Source organism: Azovibrio sp. (assembly GCF_049658005.1).
Taxonomy (GTDB): domain Bacteria; phylum Pseudomonadota; class Gammaproteobacteria; order Burkholderiales; family Rhodocyclaceae; genus Azovibrio.
Genome location: NZ_JBASOH010000059.1, coordinates 23,815 through 38,353, shown reverse-complemented (window position 1 = coordinate 38,353; position 14,539 = coordinate 23,815). Strand labels below are relative to the sequence as shown.

Genomic DNA, 14,539 nt, shown 5'->3' with positions numbered 1-14,539 from the left:
CGATTTTCTTGGCTTGAGCCGCGAAGCGGGTGAGCGTGCCATCGAAAATGCGCTGGTCAAGCACGTCACCGAGTTCCTGCTGGAGTTGGGCGCTGGCTTCGCCTTCGTCGGGCGGCAGGTGTTGCTGGATGTGGGTGGCGACGAGTTTTTCATCGACCTGCTGTTTTATCACCTCAAGCTGCGCTGTTACGTGGTCATCGAGCTGAAAGGCGGCAAGTTCAAGCCGGAGCATCTGGGCCAATTGAGTTTTTACTTGACGGCCGTGGATGAGCAGGTCAAACACCCGCAGGATAACCCGACCATCGGCCTGTTGTTGTGCAAGAGCAAGAACAAGGTGGTGGCCGAATACGCGCTGCGCCAGAACACCCAACCGCTGGGCGTGGCGGAATACAAGCTGATTGAATCCCTGCCGCCGGAACTGGCGACAGATTTGCCGAGCATCGAACAGATTGAACAGGAATTGATGGGCAATGATGCAGATACAGCCAATGCGGTCGACGAGTCATGACCGATAACCCTACCAAGCAGCGTGCTGTTCCCTCCGTTTCCGTCACCTACGCCCGAAGCGGCGCATCGACCCAAGCCAACGCGCTCGGCATGCTGCCCATGCAGGAGCGCGCCTACGAGCGGCGCGGCGAGCAATACCTGCTGATCAAGTCGCCACCCGCCTCGGGCAAGAGCCGGGCGCTGATGTTCATCGCGCTCGACAAGCTGGCCAACCAGGGCTTGAAGCAGGCCATCGTGGTGGTGCCGGAAAGATCCATTGGTGCCAGTTTTCATGACGAGCCGCTGTCGAAGTACGGCTTCTGGGCCGACTGGCACGTGGCGCCGAAGTGGAATCTGTGCGATGCACCGGGCGGCGACAACGGCGGCAAGGTCAAGGCGCTGGGCGCGTTCCTCGAAAGCGCGGACAAGGTGCTGGTGTGCACCCACGCCACTTTCCGCTTTGCCGTCGATGCCTATGGCCTGGAGGCGTTCGACGAGCGGCTGATCGCGGTCGATGAGTTTCACCACGTCTCGAGCCATCCGGACAACCGGCTCGGCCAGCACCTGGGGCAGCTGATTGCGCGCGGCAGAACGCACATCGTCGCCATGACCGGCTCCTACTTTCGGGGCGACGCCGAGGCGGTGCTGGCGCCGCAGGACGAGGCGAAGTTCGATACCGTCACCTACACCTACTACGAGCAGCTGAGCGGCTACCAGTACCTCAAGCAACTGGACATCGGCTATTTCTTCTACAGCGGGTCTTATGTCGATGACATCCTGAAGGTCCTCGACCCGGCCGAGAAGACCATCATTCACATCCCGAATGTCAATTCGCGCGAGAGCACCAAGGACAAGATGCGCGAGGTGGAGCACATCATCGAGGCGCTGGGGGAGTGGCAAGGCATCGACGCGGCGACCGGCTTTCAGCGCGTCAAGCTTGTCGATGGCCGCGTGCTGCGCATTGCCGATCTGGTCGATGACGATGCCGCCCGGCGCGAGCGCGTGTCCGCCGCGCTCAAGGACTCGGCGCAAAAGCACAACCGCGACCATGTGGACATCATCATCGCGCTGGGCATGGCCAAGGAAGGCTTCGACTGGATCTGGTGCGAACACGCGCTGACCGTGGGCTACCGCGCCAGCCTGACCGAGATTGTGCAGATCATCGGCCGCGCCACCCGCGATGCGCCCGGCAAGACCCGCGCGCGCTTCACCAACCTGATTGCCGAGCCGGACGCGGCCGAGGCGGCGGTCAGCGAGGCCGTCAATGACACCTTGAAGGCCATTGCGGCCAGCCTGCTGATGGAGCAGGTGCTCGCCCCGCGCTTCGAGTTCAGGTCCAAGCACCCCGACAGCGGCCCGACGCCGGGCTTCGACTACGGCCCGGCCGGCTACGACCCGGGCCGCTGCAATGTCGGGGTCAATGAGCAGACAGGGACCTACCAGATCGAGATCAAGGGCCTGGCCGAGCCCAGGAGCCCGGAGGCGGCGCGCATCTGCCAGCAAGACCTGAACGAAGTGATTGCCGCCTTCGTGCAGGACAAGCCGAGCATCGAGCGCGGCCTGTTCGATGAGGATCTGGTGCCCGAGGAGCTAACGCAGGTGCGCATGGGCAAAATCATCAAGGAAAAGTATCCCGGGCTCGATGCCGAGGATCAGGAGGCGGTGCGTCAGCACGCCATTGCGGCGCTCAACCTCACGCAGCAGGCCAAGCGGCTGGTCACCGCAGGCGAAGGCCAGACTGAGAGCGAGGGCGACGGGACGCCCAACACCGCCCTGATCGAAGGCGTGCGCCGCTTTGCAATGGACGTGCGCGAGCTGGACATCGACCTGATCGACCGCATCAACCCGTTCGGCGAGGCTTACGCCATTCTCGCCACGGCCATGAGCGAGGACAGCCTCAAGCAGGTCGCGGCGGCGATTACCGCCAAGCGCACGGCCCTGACGCCGGAGGAGGCCAAGGACCTGGCGGTGCGTGCCGTCCAGTTCAAGAAGGAGCGCGGCCGCGTTCCGGCGCTCGATGCGCAGGATGCCTGGGAGCGGCGCATGGCCGAGGGCGCGGCGGCCTTCATGCGCTTCAAGAAGGAGGGACGCTATGAGTGACGCCGAGCTCGACGAGCTGGCGGCAGAGCTGGCCGAGTTCGCGCCGCCCGAGAACAAGGGCGGACGCCCGGCCAGCGAGGAGCGCGTCATTGCCGGCTTCGAGGACATTCAGCGCTTTGTTGCAAAGCACGGCCGCGCGCCCCGGCACGGCCAGGACCATGACATCTTCGAGCGCCTGTATGCCGTGCGCCTGGACCGCTTGCGCGCGCTGCCGGAGTGCCGCGCCCTGCTGGAGCCGCTGGATCATCAGGGCTTGCTGGCGGGTGGGGCCATTGCTGCCGCTCTGGCGCAGGAAACCATCGACATCGACGATCTGGCCGCCGAGCTTGCGGGCGTGGGCGGCGCGGATGACATCACCATGCTGCGCCACGTCCGCACCAGCGCCGACAAGCGCGCCGCCGAAGAAATCGCCGATCGCAAACCCTGCAAGGACTTCGAGGCATTCAAGCCGCTGTTCGAGCGCGTGGCAGCCGAGGTCAAGAGCGGTTTGCGCCAGTCCCGGCCCATCGCGGCAGGCCGCCGGACCATCGAGGCCGGGGATTTTTTCGTGCTCGATGGCCTGACGCTGTACGTCGCCGAGGTCGGCGAACCGCTCAAGACCACCGCCGGGGAAGTGGACCGGCGCCTGCGCGTGGTTTTCTCGAACGGCACCGAGAGCAATCTGCTGCTGCGCTCGCTGCAGCGCGCGTTCTACGACGACCCCGCCGCACGGCGGCTGGCCTCGCCCGAGAGCGGACAACTCTCCTTCGGCGGCGAACTGGAGGCCGATGATGTCGAAAGCGGCACGATCTACGTGCTGCGCTCGCTATCCGATCACCCCTACGTGGCCGGGCACCGCGACGTCATCCACAAGATTGGTGTGACCGGCGGCAGGGTGGAGGCGCGCATCGCCAACGCCGAACACGACGCCACCTACCTGCTGGCAAAGGTCGAAGTGGTGGCGACCTACAAGCTCGCGGGCATCAACCGCAGCCGGATGGAGAACCTGTTCCACCGGCTGTTTGCGCCGGCACGCCTGAACATCACCATCAATGACCGCTTCGGCCACCCCGTGCAGCCCGAGGAGTGGTATCTGGTGCCGCTTCATGTGATCGACGAAGCGGTTCAGCGTATTCGAGATGGATCGATTACCGAGGTTATCTATGATCCGAAGACCGCTCGACTGGTGGGCTACAGGCGGACTCACTATGAGGATGAACCATGATGGAAAGTCTGCAACCCAAGCAGTCAGTGGCTCGACCCGTTGTCTTTACAGAAGGCGCGCAGTGGCTCCGAACGGACTTCCATCTGCACACATTTGTTTTCTCTTTGGCGGAAGCTCAGGGATTCGAACCCTGGAACCCTTGCGGGTTGCCGGTTTTCAAGACCGGTGCAATCGACCACTCTGCCAAGCTTCCTGCTGACTACCTGCAACAAATTTCAACACGGCTGGGTTGGGCCACTCACCCATGTCTCCGAGGGCGCGGATTTTAACACAGCTTGATCACGCTCAAATACAGCAATGGACTCGACATGCGCGGTATGCGGGAACATGTTCACAATGCCGGCGGCGACAAAACGATATCTTTTCAGGTTTACCAGCAATCCCGCATCCCGGGCCAAGGTTGCGGGATCGCAGGATACATACACAATGCGCGACGCCCCGCCTGTGTCGGGCAAGGATTTGACCACTTCCAGCGCGCCTTCCCGGGGCGGATCAATCAGCAATTTGTCCATGCGGCCCAAAGCCGCCAGGGATTCCGGGGTGCATTCGAAAAGATTGGCGACGCTGAAGCTGACCTTGTCCGCCAGGCCATTCAGACGGGCACTTTCCTTGCCCCGGTCAACCAGTGCCGGGCTGCCCTCCACGCCCAGCACTTGTGCCCCTGAGCGGGCGATGGGCAAGGTGAAGTTACCCAGGCCGCAGAATAAATCCACAATCCGCTCACCGGGCCTGGGAGCAAGGAGCTCCAGGGCCCTGCGGATGAGGACCCGGTTCATGCTGTGATTGACCTGGGTAAAGTCCGTCGGGCGGAAAATCATCTGCAGATCAAACTCGGGCAGGCGGTAATCCAGCTCGGGGCCTGGCAAGGGATAAAAGCGATAGGCGCTATCCGGTCCCCTGGGTTGCAGATAGAACACGATGCCGTGCTGCCGGGAAAAATTTCGCAGCGCCTGTTCGTCCGCCGGCGAGAGAGGTGCCAGGATGCGCAGCACCAGACTGGCACATTGATCGCCAATGGCAATGTCGATCTGAGGCAGACGGTCACTGATGGAGAGCGCATCAATCAATTGCCGCAAGGGAAGGATCAGGTTCGATACCGCCGGGTGCAAGATCGGGCATTCGCTGATTTCCGCAATATAACTACTCTTGCGTTCATGAAAACCCACGAGCACCCCGCCGCACCAGGGAATCTTGCGCACGCCCAAGCGCGCCTTGTGGCGATAGCCCCAGGTGGGTCCCAGAATGGGCGACATGATCTGCTCTGGCCTCGTGCGTCCGATATGCCAGAGACTATCTTCCAATATCCTCTGTTTGATCGAGACTTGAGCCCCTGCATCCAGATGCTGCATGGCACATCCGCCACAGACACCATAATGCGGGCAGCGCGGCTCTACTCTGGCTGGCGCGGGCTTGATGACCCGTACCAGATGGGCCTGTTCGTATTTGGCTTTACGCCGGTAGCTGGCATACTCCACCCACTCTCCCGGCAAGGCTCCTTCCACAAAGATGGCCTTGCCATTCAGGCGAGCGATGCCTCTTGCTTCATGATCCAGGGATTCAATCACACCGGCAGGCATGAGCATCTCCGAAAAAATCCGGCTATTTTAACAACGCCTTGCCACTGACTGCCATGACGACTTATATTCTTGATAATTGGGGCGAGTTTCGTAATGCCTTGGAACGAACGCTGAGCCTGGCTGAGGATGGCGTGTGCGTTTTTGATGCGGACCTTGCCCAACTCGGCTTCCAGCAAGCCACATGCATCGAGCAACTACAGCGTCTTTTGGTCGGCAACCCCGCCGCAAGCATCAGGATTGCATTAAAAAGGGTGGATCATCTGCACCGCGACCATCCTCGCCTGATCCAGCTTCTGACGCACCATTCTCATGCAGTGCAGGTGCAGCAAATTCACGAGAATCTTGCCCATCTACGCGAGACGATTGTCATCAGCGATGCCCGCCATGCCGTCATCCGCTTCGACCAGGATAGTCCGCGCAGCAAGCTGATCCTGGCCGCACCCCTTGAAGTGGCGCCCTACCGGAAGCGCTTTGAAGACATCTGGCGAGAAGGTGGGGAAGCATTCAGCCCGACTCAACTGGGCCTTTGAGCCGACAGATTTTCTCGAGTTGCGACGCGTCAGGAAAAAATTTTTTGCGGCGCACAATCCCCCTATGAAACAGAAAATATCTTGATATAATCCCCGCCTGACCAATCAACCTTGGTCTTGGGGTTTTCGTTAAGCTATCTACAAAAGGAACATAAAATGAAACAGTCTCTCCTCGTCGCCGCTCTGGTTGCTCTGGCCGTCTCCGCCTGTGGCAAGAAAGAAGAACCCGCTGCTCCTGCTCCTGCTCCCGCTCCGGTAACCGCTCCTGCTGCTGGGGCTCCTGCCGCGACTCCTGCTGCAGAACAAGGTTCCGCCGCTACTCCTGCCGCTCCCGCTGCGGCTCCCTCTGAGGCTGCCCCGGAAAAGGGCGCTGAAGGCAGCAAGGACGCAGCCGAGAAGTAATCTTTTTGCTCCAGATGCCAAAAAGCAGGGGGTTTCTCCTGCTTTTTTCTTTGGCCCAACAAAAAACCCAGAGGTCTGCTCTGGGTTTTTTGTTGGTGCGTCGCCGTCCTTATTTGAGCTGATCGAACAGGAGCGCCAGGATTTTCTGGGACGTTTCTGAACGATCCACCCCGCCTTCCGGTGAAAGAACCTGAATCCTGGTTTCACCTGAAACCTCTTCCACAAAAATGCGGTAACGGGTTTGCGGAACATTTTTGGAACTGCTTTTCCAGATTGCCAGACGAGACAACCAGCCTTCGTCTTTCTTCTGCGTGTCAGCCTCGGGATCCACATAGCGGACAAAATACAAACCACGGCTGCGATCGCGATCTTCAACGGTGAAACCAACGCGATCGAGTGCCAATCCGACTCGGCGCCAGGCACGGTCGAAGCGTTCCTGGACTTCCAGAATACCGGTGCCATCTTCGGCGCGAACCAGTTTGGCGCGTTCTTCAACACGGGCCGATGCTACCGCAGCTTCAGCACGGCGCTCATCCGTTCCCAGACGCACCATCAGGCGACGCAGCATTTCGGCCTCGAGCTCCGGGTCAGGATCCGCCGGTTGCCAACGCGTATCATCCTGAGCGGAAGAGGTGTAGACCTCCTCCATGCGCCGGTTGCTGATGAAAATCTCCGTGGTTCCAGGGGTTGCCCCTATTTCGAGGCGTGTCCGGAATTTATCCCGTTCCCCGGTTGAATAGAGGGAATCCAGCAACTTGCCGAGGGTATTGCGGATGATGTCGGAAGGTATTTTGGCCCGGTTTTCTGCCCAGTCGGTTTCCATGATGCCGGCTTCCGGCATTTCGGTGACGATGATGAAGCCCATCTCCTGCCAGAAGTCCTTGATCGAATCCCACAGACGGTCTGCCGGCGCATTGACGACCAGCCAACGCTGGTTGCCGGATCGTTCAATACGAATGTTGTCGATTGTCGGCAATACGGTCGAGCTTTGTGCGGCGGCTCCCGGGGTCCGTTCCGCACTGTATTCGGAAAAGGTCGCCCGTCCTCGTGCGGAAAAATCCGGGACAGCAAAGCGGTCATCCCGGGATACCTGCGTCAGATCGGGAGGAACTTCGAGGGTAGGCGCCTTGGCCGCCGACTTGTAGTCGATTTTCTTGCTCTCAGGCATGAAGCTGGAGCATCCACTCAAAGCCAAGGTCAGCAGGCCCAGTAACAAGGGTGAAACCTTGCGCATACTCATGCTCCCTGGATCTTCACGCCAGCAAGTTTCATGGCGGCAACAAGTTTTTTCTGGCCGGCTGCCTCCAGAGGCGTCAGCGGCAGGCGAATCCCTGCTTGCATGAGCCCCATCTGCTGCACCGCCCACTTCACGGGAATGGGGTTGGCCTCGCAAAACAGGTCGCGATGCAGCCCCAGCAGGCGGAAATGAATGTCGCGGGCGAGTTTGCCATCCCCTGCCGCAGCCGCGACACACATCTCGTGCATCAAGCGGGGCGCGACATTGGCGGTAACGGAGATGGTGCCATGAAAGCCCAGCAGGATGGCCGCCATGCAGGTCATGTCATCGCCGCTGTAAAGGGCAAAATCCTTGGGGGCCCGGGCTATCAGGTCGCAAGCCCGGTCAATGTTGCCGGTGGCATCCTTGATCCCCACTACATTGGGAATCTGGGCCAGGCGCAAGGTGGTGTCGTTGCTCATGTCGGCCACGGTACGGCTGGGGACATTGTAGGGAATGACGGGAATATCCACCGATTCGGCAATGGTGCGAAAGTGCTGGTACAGGCCTTCCTGGGTCGGCTTGTTGTAGTAGGGCACTACGGAGAGGACGGCATCTGCACCTGCCTCCTTGGCAAAGCGGGTCAGTTCGATCGCTTCGGCCGTGGAATTGGCACCCGTTCCGGCAATCACGGGAATACGCCCGGCGGCATGCTGGACGGTCACCCGGATCAACTCGCAATGCTCTTCCACATCGACCGTGGGCGATTCGCCGGTCGTGCCGACGATGACGATACCATCGGTTTGTTCTGCCACATGAAAATCCACCAGTTTCCTGAGGGCGTCAAAATCAAGACTGCCATCCTCGAACATGGGGGTAACAACAGCAACAATGGATCCGGTAATCATGGGTGTGCAGGTCAAAAAGTAAGTGAGGGATTGTACCCGAAGGCCCCGGAGGGTGAAATGCAGTCCGGGGCAGGGAAAGATCTGCTGGCGGGGCTCAAAGATCCGCCAGTGCGCGCAGATGAGCCCCTACGCTTCTGGCCAGGGACGACAGGACATAACCGCCTTCCAGCATGGAGACGATACGTTTCTGGGCGGTTTCGGCGGCCACCCTCTTCAACTGGGCCGTACACCAGGCGTAGTCTTTTTCCAGCAGCTTCAGACCGCCCATATCATCCTCGTAATGGCCATCGAAACCGGCCGAGATGAAGATCATCCGGGGCTTGAACTCCCGCAGGCGCGGCAGCCAGACATCCTGGACGGCCCCCATGAATTCTTCGCCGCCGGAATAGGCGGGCAGAGGCACATTGCACATGTTGGCGGCAGGATCCTCGGTGCCGCAATAGGGAAAGAAGGGATGCTGGAAGGTGCTGCACATCAGCACCCGCTCATCGCCCTTGAAAATATCTTCGGTGCCATTGCCGTGGTGCACATCGAAGTCGATGATCGCCACCCGCTCCAGACCATGGGCCTCCAGGGCATGGCGTGCCGCCACCGCCACATTATTGATGAAGCAAAAGCCCATGGCAGTTTCGCGTTCCGCGTGGTGACCTGGGGGACGAATGGCACAAAAGGCATTTTCAACCTCGCCGCTCATGACCAGATCCACGGCCATGACGCCTGCTCCAGCCGAACGCAAGGCCGCCTGCCAGGTATGGGGATTCATGGCGGTATCCGGGTCGAGGTGCACAATGCCGTGCTCGGGCGACGAACGCTTCAGGCGGTCCAGATGGGTGGCGGAATGTGCCCGGTGCAATTGCTCCAGGGTTGCCAGAGGCGCATCGTAATAGACGAAGTAGGCATCGATGCCTTGGGCAATCAGATGATCATTGATCGCGGTCAAACGGCCCGGAGACTCGGGGTGGTAGGACCCCATGTCATGCAACTGGCAATCCCGATGGGTAATGAAAGCAGTGGTCACAGTTTCTCTCTTCTGTCGTCCTGATCACTCTGGATCGATGCATGCCCGATGCATTCCGGATCACATGGACCCGGTTCATCCCGGCCATTATCGGTCCAAGCCCCACGAAGATACAAGGGACGGCCATTTCAGACAACACAATTACACTTTGAATCGATTTTGCAGAAAAACGGCCCCGCATCCCCAGTTACAATCATGCGGCCCATTCCCTGACACTGAGCTGCCATGCATCCAGAACACCCGCTGAAAAAGGTACTGACCCAGGCCGAAGGCATCATCCTGGGCAAGCAGAAGGAACTTCGCCTCGCCCTCGCCTGCCTGCTGGCCGGTGGGCATCTGCTGATCGAGGATTTACCCGGACTGGGAAAAACCACCCTGGCCCACACCCTGGCCAAGCTGCTGAATCTGAAGTTCTCCCGCATTCAGTTCACCAGTGACCTGTTGCCCGCCGACATTCTTGGACTTTCCGTCTTCGAGCGTGAAACCAGCACCTTCCGCTTCATCCCCGGTCCCGTCTTTGCCCAGCTGGTGCTGGCTGACGAAATCAATCGGGCGACTCCCAAGACCCAAAGCGCCCTGCTGGAGGCGATGGAAGAAAGACAAGTGACCGCGGAAGGGGAAACCCGCTTGCTGCCCTCCCCCTTTTTCGTGATTGCCACCCAGAACCCGACCCACCAGATTGGCACTTTTCCCCTGCCGGAATCCCAGCTTGATCGTTTTTTATTGCGGCTCGAACTCGGCTATCCGGACCATGCGGCAGAACGCGCCCTGCTGGTCAGCGGCGACCAGCGCCACCGGCTGGCAATGCTCGAGCCGCAATTGGATGCCGCCGAGCTGCCTATCTACCAACAAGAGGCGAGTCAGATTTTTGTCGCGCCAGCCCTGCTCGATTATGTTCAGGCGATCCTCGAAGCGACCCGCCATGCCCCCCAGTTCTGCCACGGTCTTTCCCCCCGGGCGGGGCTCGGTCTGCTCGCGGTGGCGCGGGCCTGGGCTTATCTGGAGGGAAGGGAAGCCGTACTGCCGGACGACATTCAGACCGTGCTCCCCGGGATCGCCTGTCATCGCCTCCAGGTCAGGAAAGGAGACGGTCATGCCCGACCTGAAGACATCCAGAGCCTGATTCACGGCATTCCGATTCCCTGATGTTGCTGTCCCGCCACCTGGGCCGCTGGCTGGCCCGCCTGACCCAGCCCAGACAGCCGGAATCCGGCTGCATCAGGCTGAACCGGCGCCGGATCTACATCCTGCCCACCCGGGCCGGGTTTCTTTACCTGGCCACACTCTTCACCATGCTGCTGGGGGCGATCAACTATGACCTGGCCCTGGGCCATGCCCTGGTCTTCCTGCTGGCCGGGCTGGGGCTGGTCGGCATGCTGCACACCCATCGCAACCTGCTGGGCATCGAAATCACGGGGTCCGGCGCCGAACCCGTGACCGCAGGGGAATTCGCCCACTTTCAGCTGCTCATCCACAACCCGGATCAACGCCCCCGCACGAGCTGCGCATGGAGCGATGCGCGCCAGACCCTGGCACCGCTCGAACAGCATCTGCCTGCGCAGCACCAGACCCTGCTCTTGCTCCCCATTCCGACCCAGGGCAGAGGCTGGCTGACGTTACCGCCCTTGCGCCTGAGTAGCCGCTATCCATTGGGCCTGTTCGAAGCCTGGGCCAATCCCTGGCCTCAAGGACGCTGTCTGGTCTACCCTCGTCCTCATTTCACCCCCTTGCCCATTGAGCAGCAAACCGGCACCACGGGCAACTACCAGGGGCGGGAGGGGCAGGAGGATTTTGCCGGCCTGCGCGAACGACAACCTGCCGACTCGCCCCGTCACATCGCCTGGAAAGCCGTTGCCCGGGACATGGGCAGCCGCCCGCTCCTGGTCAAGATCTTCAGCGGCGGCGCCCGGCCAGAACTCTGGCTGGACTGGGAGGCGGCGCAAGGGGATCTGGAGCAGCGCCTTTCCCAACTGACCGCCTGGGTCATGGATGCCGAAGCCGCAGGGCTGGAATACGGCCTCCGCTTACCCGATCGCCACTGGCCTCCAGCTCGCGGTGCGGCGCACCAGCAGCGCTGCCTGGAAGCCCTGGCCCTTTACTCCCTCTGAACCCGGCATGTCTCATCCTCCCCTTGCCCTGCACCACGGCCACATTCCCTGGCTACTGCTGGTTGCCTTGCTGACCACCCTGCCCCACAGCCGATACCAGCCCCTCTGGCTGAGCGCCGTGACCGGCCTGATCCTGCTGGGCGTAGCCTGGCAATGGCGCCAGGGTTACCGTGCGGCCCGTGGCTGGCTGAAAACATTACTGGTGATGGCCGGATGCGCCGGCATCGTGGTTCATTACCATACCTTGTTTGGCCGTGATGCCGGGGTTGCCATGCTGATGCTGTTCATGGCCCTGAAACTGCTGGAACTCAAGCATCGACGTGATGCCATCGTCCTCATCACCCTTGGCTATTTCCTGCTGCTGACCCATTACTTTTACTCCCAGAGCATTCCCACCGGGCTCTGGCTCCTGTTTTCCACTTTCGTCATCACGGCAGCCCTGATCCATTTACATGGCGATGCTGCAGCACCGCCCCGCACCAGCCTGCGGCTTTCCGGCAAATTGCTGCTGCAGGCATTGCCCTTCATGGTGGTGCTGTACCTGCTCTTTCCCCGCATCAGCGGCCCCCTCTGGGGCTTGCCTCAGGATGCCCATGCCGGACGCACCGGCCTGTCGGACACCATGAGCCCGGGCAGCATTTCCAACCTGGCCCAGAGTGGCGAAATTGCCTTGCGCGCCTATTTCAACGGTCCCGTACCGGCCAGGAAGGTGCTCTACTGGCGCGGCCCGGTGCTCGATACCTATGATGGACAGACCTGGACAACAGCCATGGTCCGCAGATTCTCCCCGCCGCCACTCGTACCCCTGGGTCCGGGCCTGAGCTACAGCCTCACCTTGGAAGCGCATAACCAGCGCTGGCTGCTGCCGCTGGAAATGCCCACCATGCTCCCCAGTCAGAAGGACATGGAAGCCAGGATGGATGGCAATGGAGTGGTTCAGGCCAAATCGGTCCTGCGTAGCCGCCAGCGGCTGGACTTCACGTCGACGCCCCAGTACCGGTTGGGAATCACAACCGCTCCCACCGTGCTGCGGCGGAATCTGCAACTTCCGGCGGATTTCAATCCCCGCGCCCAGGCCCTGGCCCAGGAATGGCAAAAGCGTCATGCCCTGCCCGCCGATCGGGTCAATGCGGCACTGAACTACTTCCGCAACGAGAATTTCGTCTATACCCTGCGTCCGCCACCGCTCGGCCACCACGCCATGGATGATTTTCTCTTCAATACCCGGCGCGGCTTTTGTGAGCACTATGCCTCGGCCTTCGTGATCCTGATGCGGGCCGCTGGCGTGCCGGCCCGCATCGTCACGGGCTACCAGGGCGGGGAAATCAACCCTGTCGACGGCTTTCTGGTGGTGCGCCAGTCCGACGCCCATGCCTGGGCCGAGGTCTGGCTGGAAGGCCAGGGCTGGGTGCGGGTGGACCCCACCGCTGCCATCTCCCCGGCCCGGATCGAAGCCGGCATCACCTGGGCCCTGCCCGAGGGAGAAGGCTTGCCTGTGCTGGCCAATGTGCGCCAGGATTGGCTCAAATCCCTGCAAAACCGCTGGGAAGCCGTCAACAATCGCTGGAACCAGCTGGTACTGGGCTACAACCCGGAACGCCAGCGTGAATTCCTTGCCCGCCTGGGATTCCCGGATCCGGACTGGAAAACCATGGGCATGGCACTGGGCATCAGCATGGGGACCTTGCTCCTCATTCTGGCAGCCTGGATGTTCCGGCCTGTGCCCGAAACGGATCGGGCCCGCGCCATCTGGCGGCAGGCCATCAAACGGCTGGAACGCAGGGGCATCACCTGCCCCCCCTGGGAAACCCCCTTGGCGCTGGCGCGCCGAATGGAACAGGAGGCCCCCGAACTGGCACCGGCCCTGCAGCATCTGGCTGAACTGGTCTGCGCCGCCCGCTATCACCCGGTAAGCCCTAAAATGGAGGCTCTGCGCCTCGCCCTCCAGCAACTGCCTCGCCGCTGAACATCATGAAAAACAAATTCCTGCCCCTCGTCTACAGCCTCGCCCTGCTGCTGCCGGTTTCCGCCCACGCCCAGAATGAAGTCCTGGGCACCCCCCCCGAAGTGCAAGCCTTCGTCGCGGAGATGGCCAGCCTGCACGGTTTCGACGCTCAGGAACTGACACTCCGCCTGAGCCAGATCACCCCCAGCAGCCGGGTCTTGCAACTCATCGCCCCTCCCGGCAAACCTGCCCAGCGTTCCTGGCAGCGCTACCGCAGCCGTTTCATCGAGGAGAGCCGGATCAAGCAGGGCGTCCGCTTCTGGCAGGAAAACTCCGCTACCCTGGCCAAGGCCCGGGTCCTGTACGGGGTGCCGGAAGAAGTGATCGTTGCCATCATCGGCGTGGAAACCATCTACGGGCGCAATACCGGCAGTTTCAATACCCTCGAAGCGTTGGCCACCCTGGCTTTCCTCTCCCCGAACCGGGCCGGATATTTTCGCCAGGAACTGGAACAATTGCTGCTGCTGGCTCGGGAAAATGGGGTAGACCCGGCCTGTTACACAGGTTCCTTCGCCGGCGCCCTGGGCATTCCCCAGTTCATGCCGGGCAGTCTGCGCCGCTATGCGGAGGATTTTGACGGAGATGGCCGGATCGACCTGGAGGGTAGCCGCGCCGATGCCATCGGCAGCGTCGCCCGTTTTCTGGAACAGCATGGCTGGCAACAAGGAGAGCCGGTGGCAGTGCCCGCCTACTTGAGCCAGGCGCCAGACCAGGCCTGGATCGAAGCCGGCATCCGCCCCAGCCTGGATACCGGCATGCTGCTGGCCACTGGCGTACGAGCCGATGCCCTGCCGGAGCGCAAAGTGACGTTCGTGGATCTGGTGACCCCGGGCCAGGCAACCGAATACTGGCTGGGCTATGAAAACTTCTACGTCATCACCCGTTACAACCGTTCCAGCTTCTACGCCATGTCGGTCCATCAACTGGCCAAAGCGTTGCGGCAACGCTACCAGACCGTCGATTCCCAGGCCCCCCTCTGACCGAC

Annotated in this window: 13 protein-coding genes and 1 tRNA gene; 9 read left to right on the top strand and 5 right to left on the bottom strand. The window is 61.3% G+C overall.

Going from position 1 to position 14,539, the window contains the following annotated elements:
* The 3 genes from WBH99_RS06375 to WBH99_RS06365 all read left to right on the top strand — a co-directional run.
* Positions 1-508, top strand: a 508-nt coding sequence (locus WBH99_RS06375) for a PDDEXK nuclease domain-containing protein (RefSeq protein WP_424219266.1), incomplete at its 5' end; no start/stop codon positions are given.
* Complete coding sequence (locus WBH99_RS06370) at positions 505-2,586, top strand: DEAD/DEAH box helicase (protein WP_424219265.1); 2,082 nt, start codon at positions 505-507, stop codon at positions 2,584-2,586. The genes WBH99_RS06375 and WBH99_RS06370, both read left to right, overlap by 4 nt.
* Positions 2,579-3,790, top strand: a complete 1,212-nt coding sequence (locus WBH99_RS06365; protein WP_424219264.1) for a GIY-YIG nuclease family protein — start codon at positions 2,579-2,581, stop codon at positions 3,788-3,790. The genes WBH99_RS06370 and WBH99_RS06365 overlap by 8 nt, the downstream gene beginning before the upstream one ends.
* 105 nt (positions 3,791-3,895) lie before the next feature.
* Here the strand turns inward: WBH99_RS06365 and WBH99_RS06360 are convergent.
* Both WBH99_RS06360 and rlmD read right to left on the bottom strand, forming a co-directional pair.
* Positions 3,896-3,983: transfer RNA gene (locus tag WBH99_RS06360), tRNA-Ser, on the bottom strand.
* Between the two features lie 22 nt (positions 3,984-4,005).
* Positions 4,006-5,367 (bottom strand): 23S rRNA (uracil(1939)-C(5))-methyltransferase RlmD, encoded by a 1,362-nt coding sequence (gene rlmD / locus WBH99_RS06355; protein WP_424219263.1) that lies wholly within the window; start codon positions 5,365-5,367, stop codon positions 4,006-4,008.
* Between the two features lie 53 nt (positions 5,368-5,420).
* Here rlmD and WBH99_RS06350 point away from each other — a divergent pair, with 53 nt between their 5' ends.
* Both WBH99_RS06350 and WBH99_RS06345 read left to right on the top strand, forming a co-directional pair.
* Complete coding sequence (locus WBH99_RS06350; protein ID WP_424219262.1) at positions 5,421-5,897, top strand: hypothetical protein; 477 nt, start codon at positions 5,421-5,423, stop codon at positions 5,895-5,897.
* Between the two features lie 156 nt (positions 5,898-6,053).
* On the top strand, positions 6,054-6,299 hold the full coding sequence (locus WBH99_RS06345; RefSeq protein WP_424219261.1) for a hypothetical protein: 246 nt from the start codon (positions 6,054-6,056) through the stop codon (positions 6,297-6,299).
* Between the two features lie 109 nt (positions 6,300-6,408).
* Here the strand turns inward: WBH99_RS06345 and bamC are convergent, their stop codons facing one another.
* The 3 genes from bamC to WBH99_RS06330 all read right to left on the bottom strand — a co-directional run bounded on the left by bamC (position 6,409) and on the right by WBH99_RS06330 (position 9,396).
* Complete coding sequence (bamC, locus tag WBH99_RS06340; protein WP_424219260.1) at positions 6,409-7,539, bottom strand: outer membrane protein assembly factor BamC; 1,131 nt, start codon at positions 7,537-7,539, stop codon at positions 6,409-6,411.
* Positions 7,536-8,423 (bottom strand): 4-hydroxy-tetrahydrodipicolinate synthase, encoded by an 888-nt coding sequence (dapA, locus tag WBH99_RS06335; protein ID WP_424219259.1) that lies wholly within the window; start codon positions 8,421-8,423, stop codon positions 7,536-7,538. The genes bamC and dapA overlap by 4 nt, the downstream gene beginning before the upstream one ends.
* Before the next feature lie 94 nt (positions 8,424-8,517).
* Positions 8,518-9,396: a histone deacetylase family protein gene (locus tag WBH99_RS06330; protein WP_424219267.1), complete on the bottom strand. Its 879-nt coding sequence runs from the start codon at positions 9,394-9,396 to the stop codon at positions 8,518-8,520.
* A gap of 270 nt (positions 9,397-9,666) precedes the next feature.
* Between WBH99_RS06330 and WBH99_RS06325 the strand changes: the two genes are divergently transcribed.
* The 4 genes from WBH99_RS06325 to mltB are packed head-to-tail and all read left to right on the top strand — an operon-like array spanning position 9,667 to position 14,534.
* Complete coding sequence (locus tag WBH99_RS06325) at positions 9,667-10,587, top strand: AAA family ATPase (RefSeq protein ID WP_424219258.1); 921 nt, start codon at positions 9,667-9,669, stop codon at positions 10,585-10,587.
* Complete coding sequence (locus WBH99_RS06320; RefSeq protein ID WP_424219256.1) at positions 10,587-11,549, top strand: DUF58 domain-containing protein; 963 nt, start codon at positions 10,587-10,589, stop codon at positions 11,547-11,549. Before WBH99_RS06325 ends, WBH99_RS06320 begins: the two co-directional genes overlap by 1 nt.
* A 7-nt stretch (positions 11,550-11,556) precedes the next feature.
* Entirely contained in the window at positions 11,557-13,515 is a 1,959-nt protein-coding gene (locus WBH99_RS06315) for a transglutaminase TgpA family protein (RefSeq protein WP_424219255.1), read from the top strand.
* Positions 13,516-13,520: 5 nt separating this feature from the next.
* Positions 13,521-14,534: a lytic murein transglycosylase B gene (gene mltB, locus WBH99_RS06310; protein ID WP_424219254.1), complete on the top strand. Its 1,014-nt coding sequence runs from the start codon at positions 13,521-13,523 to the stop codon at positions 14,532-14,534.
* Positions 14,535-14,539 lie beyond the last annotated feature (5 nt).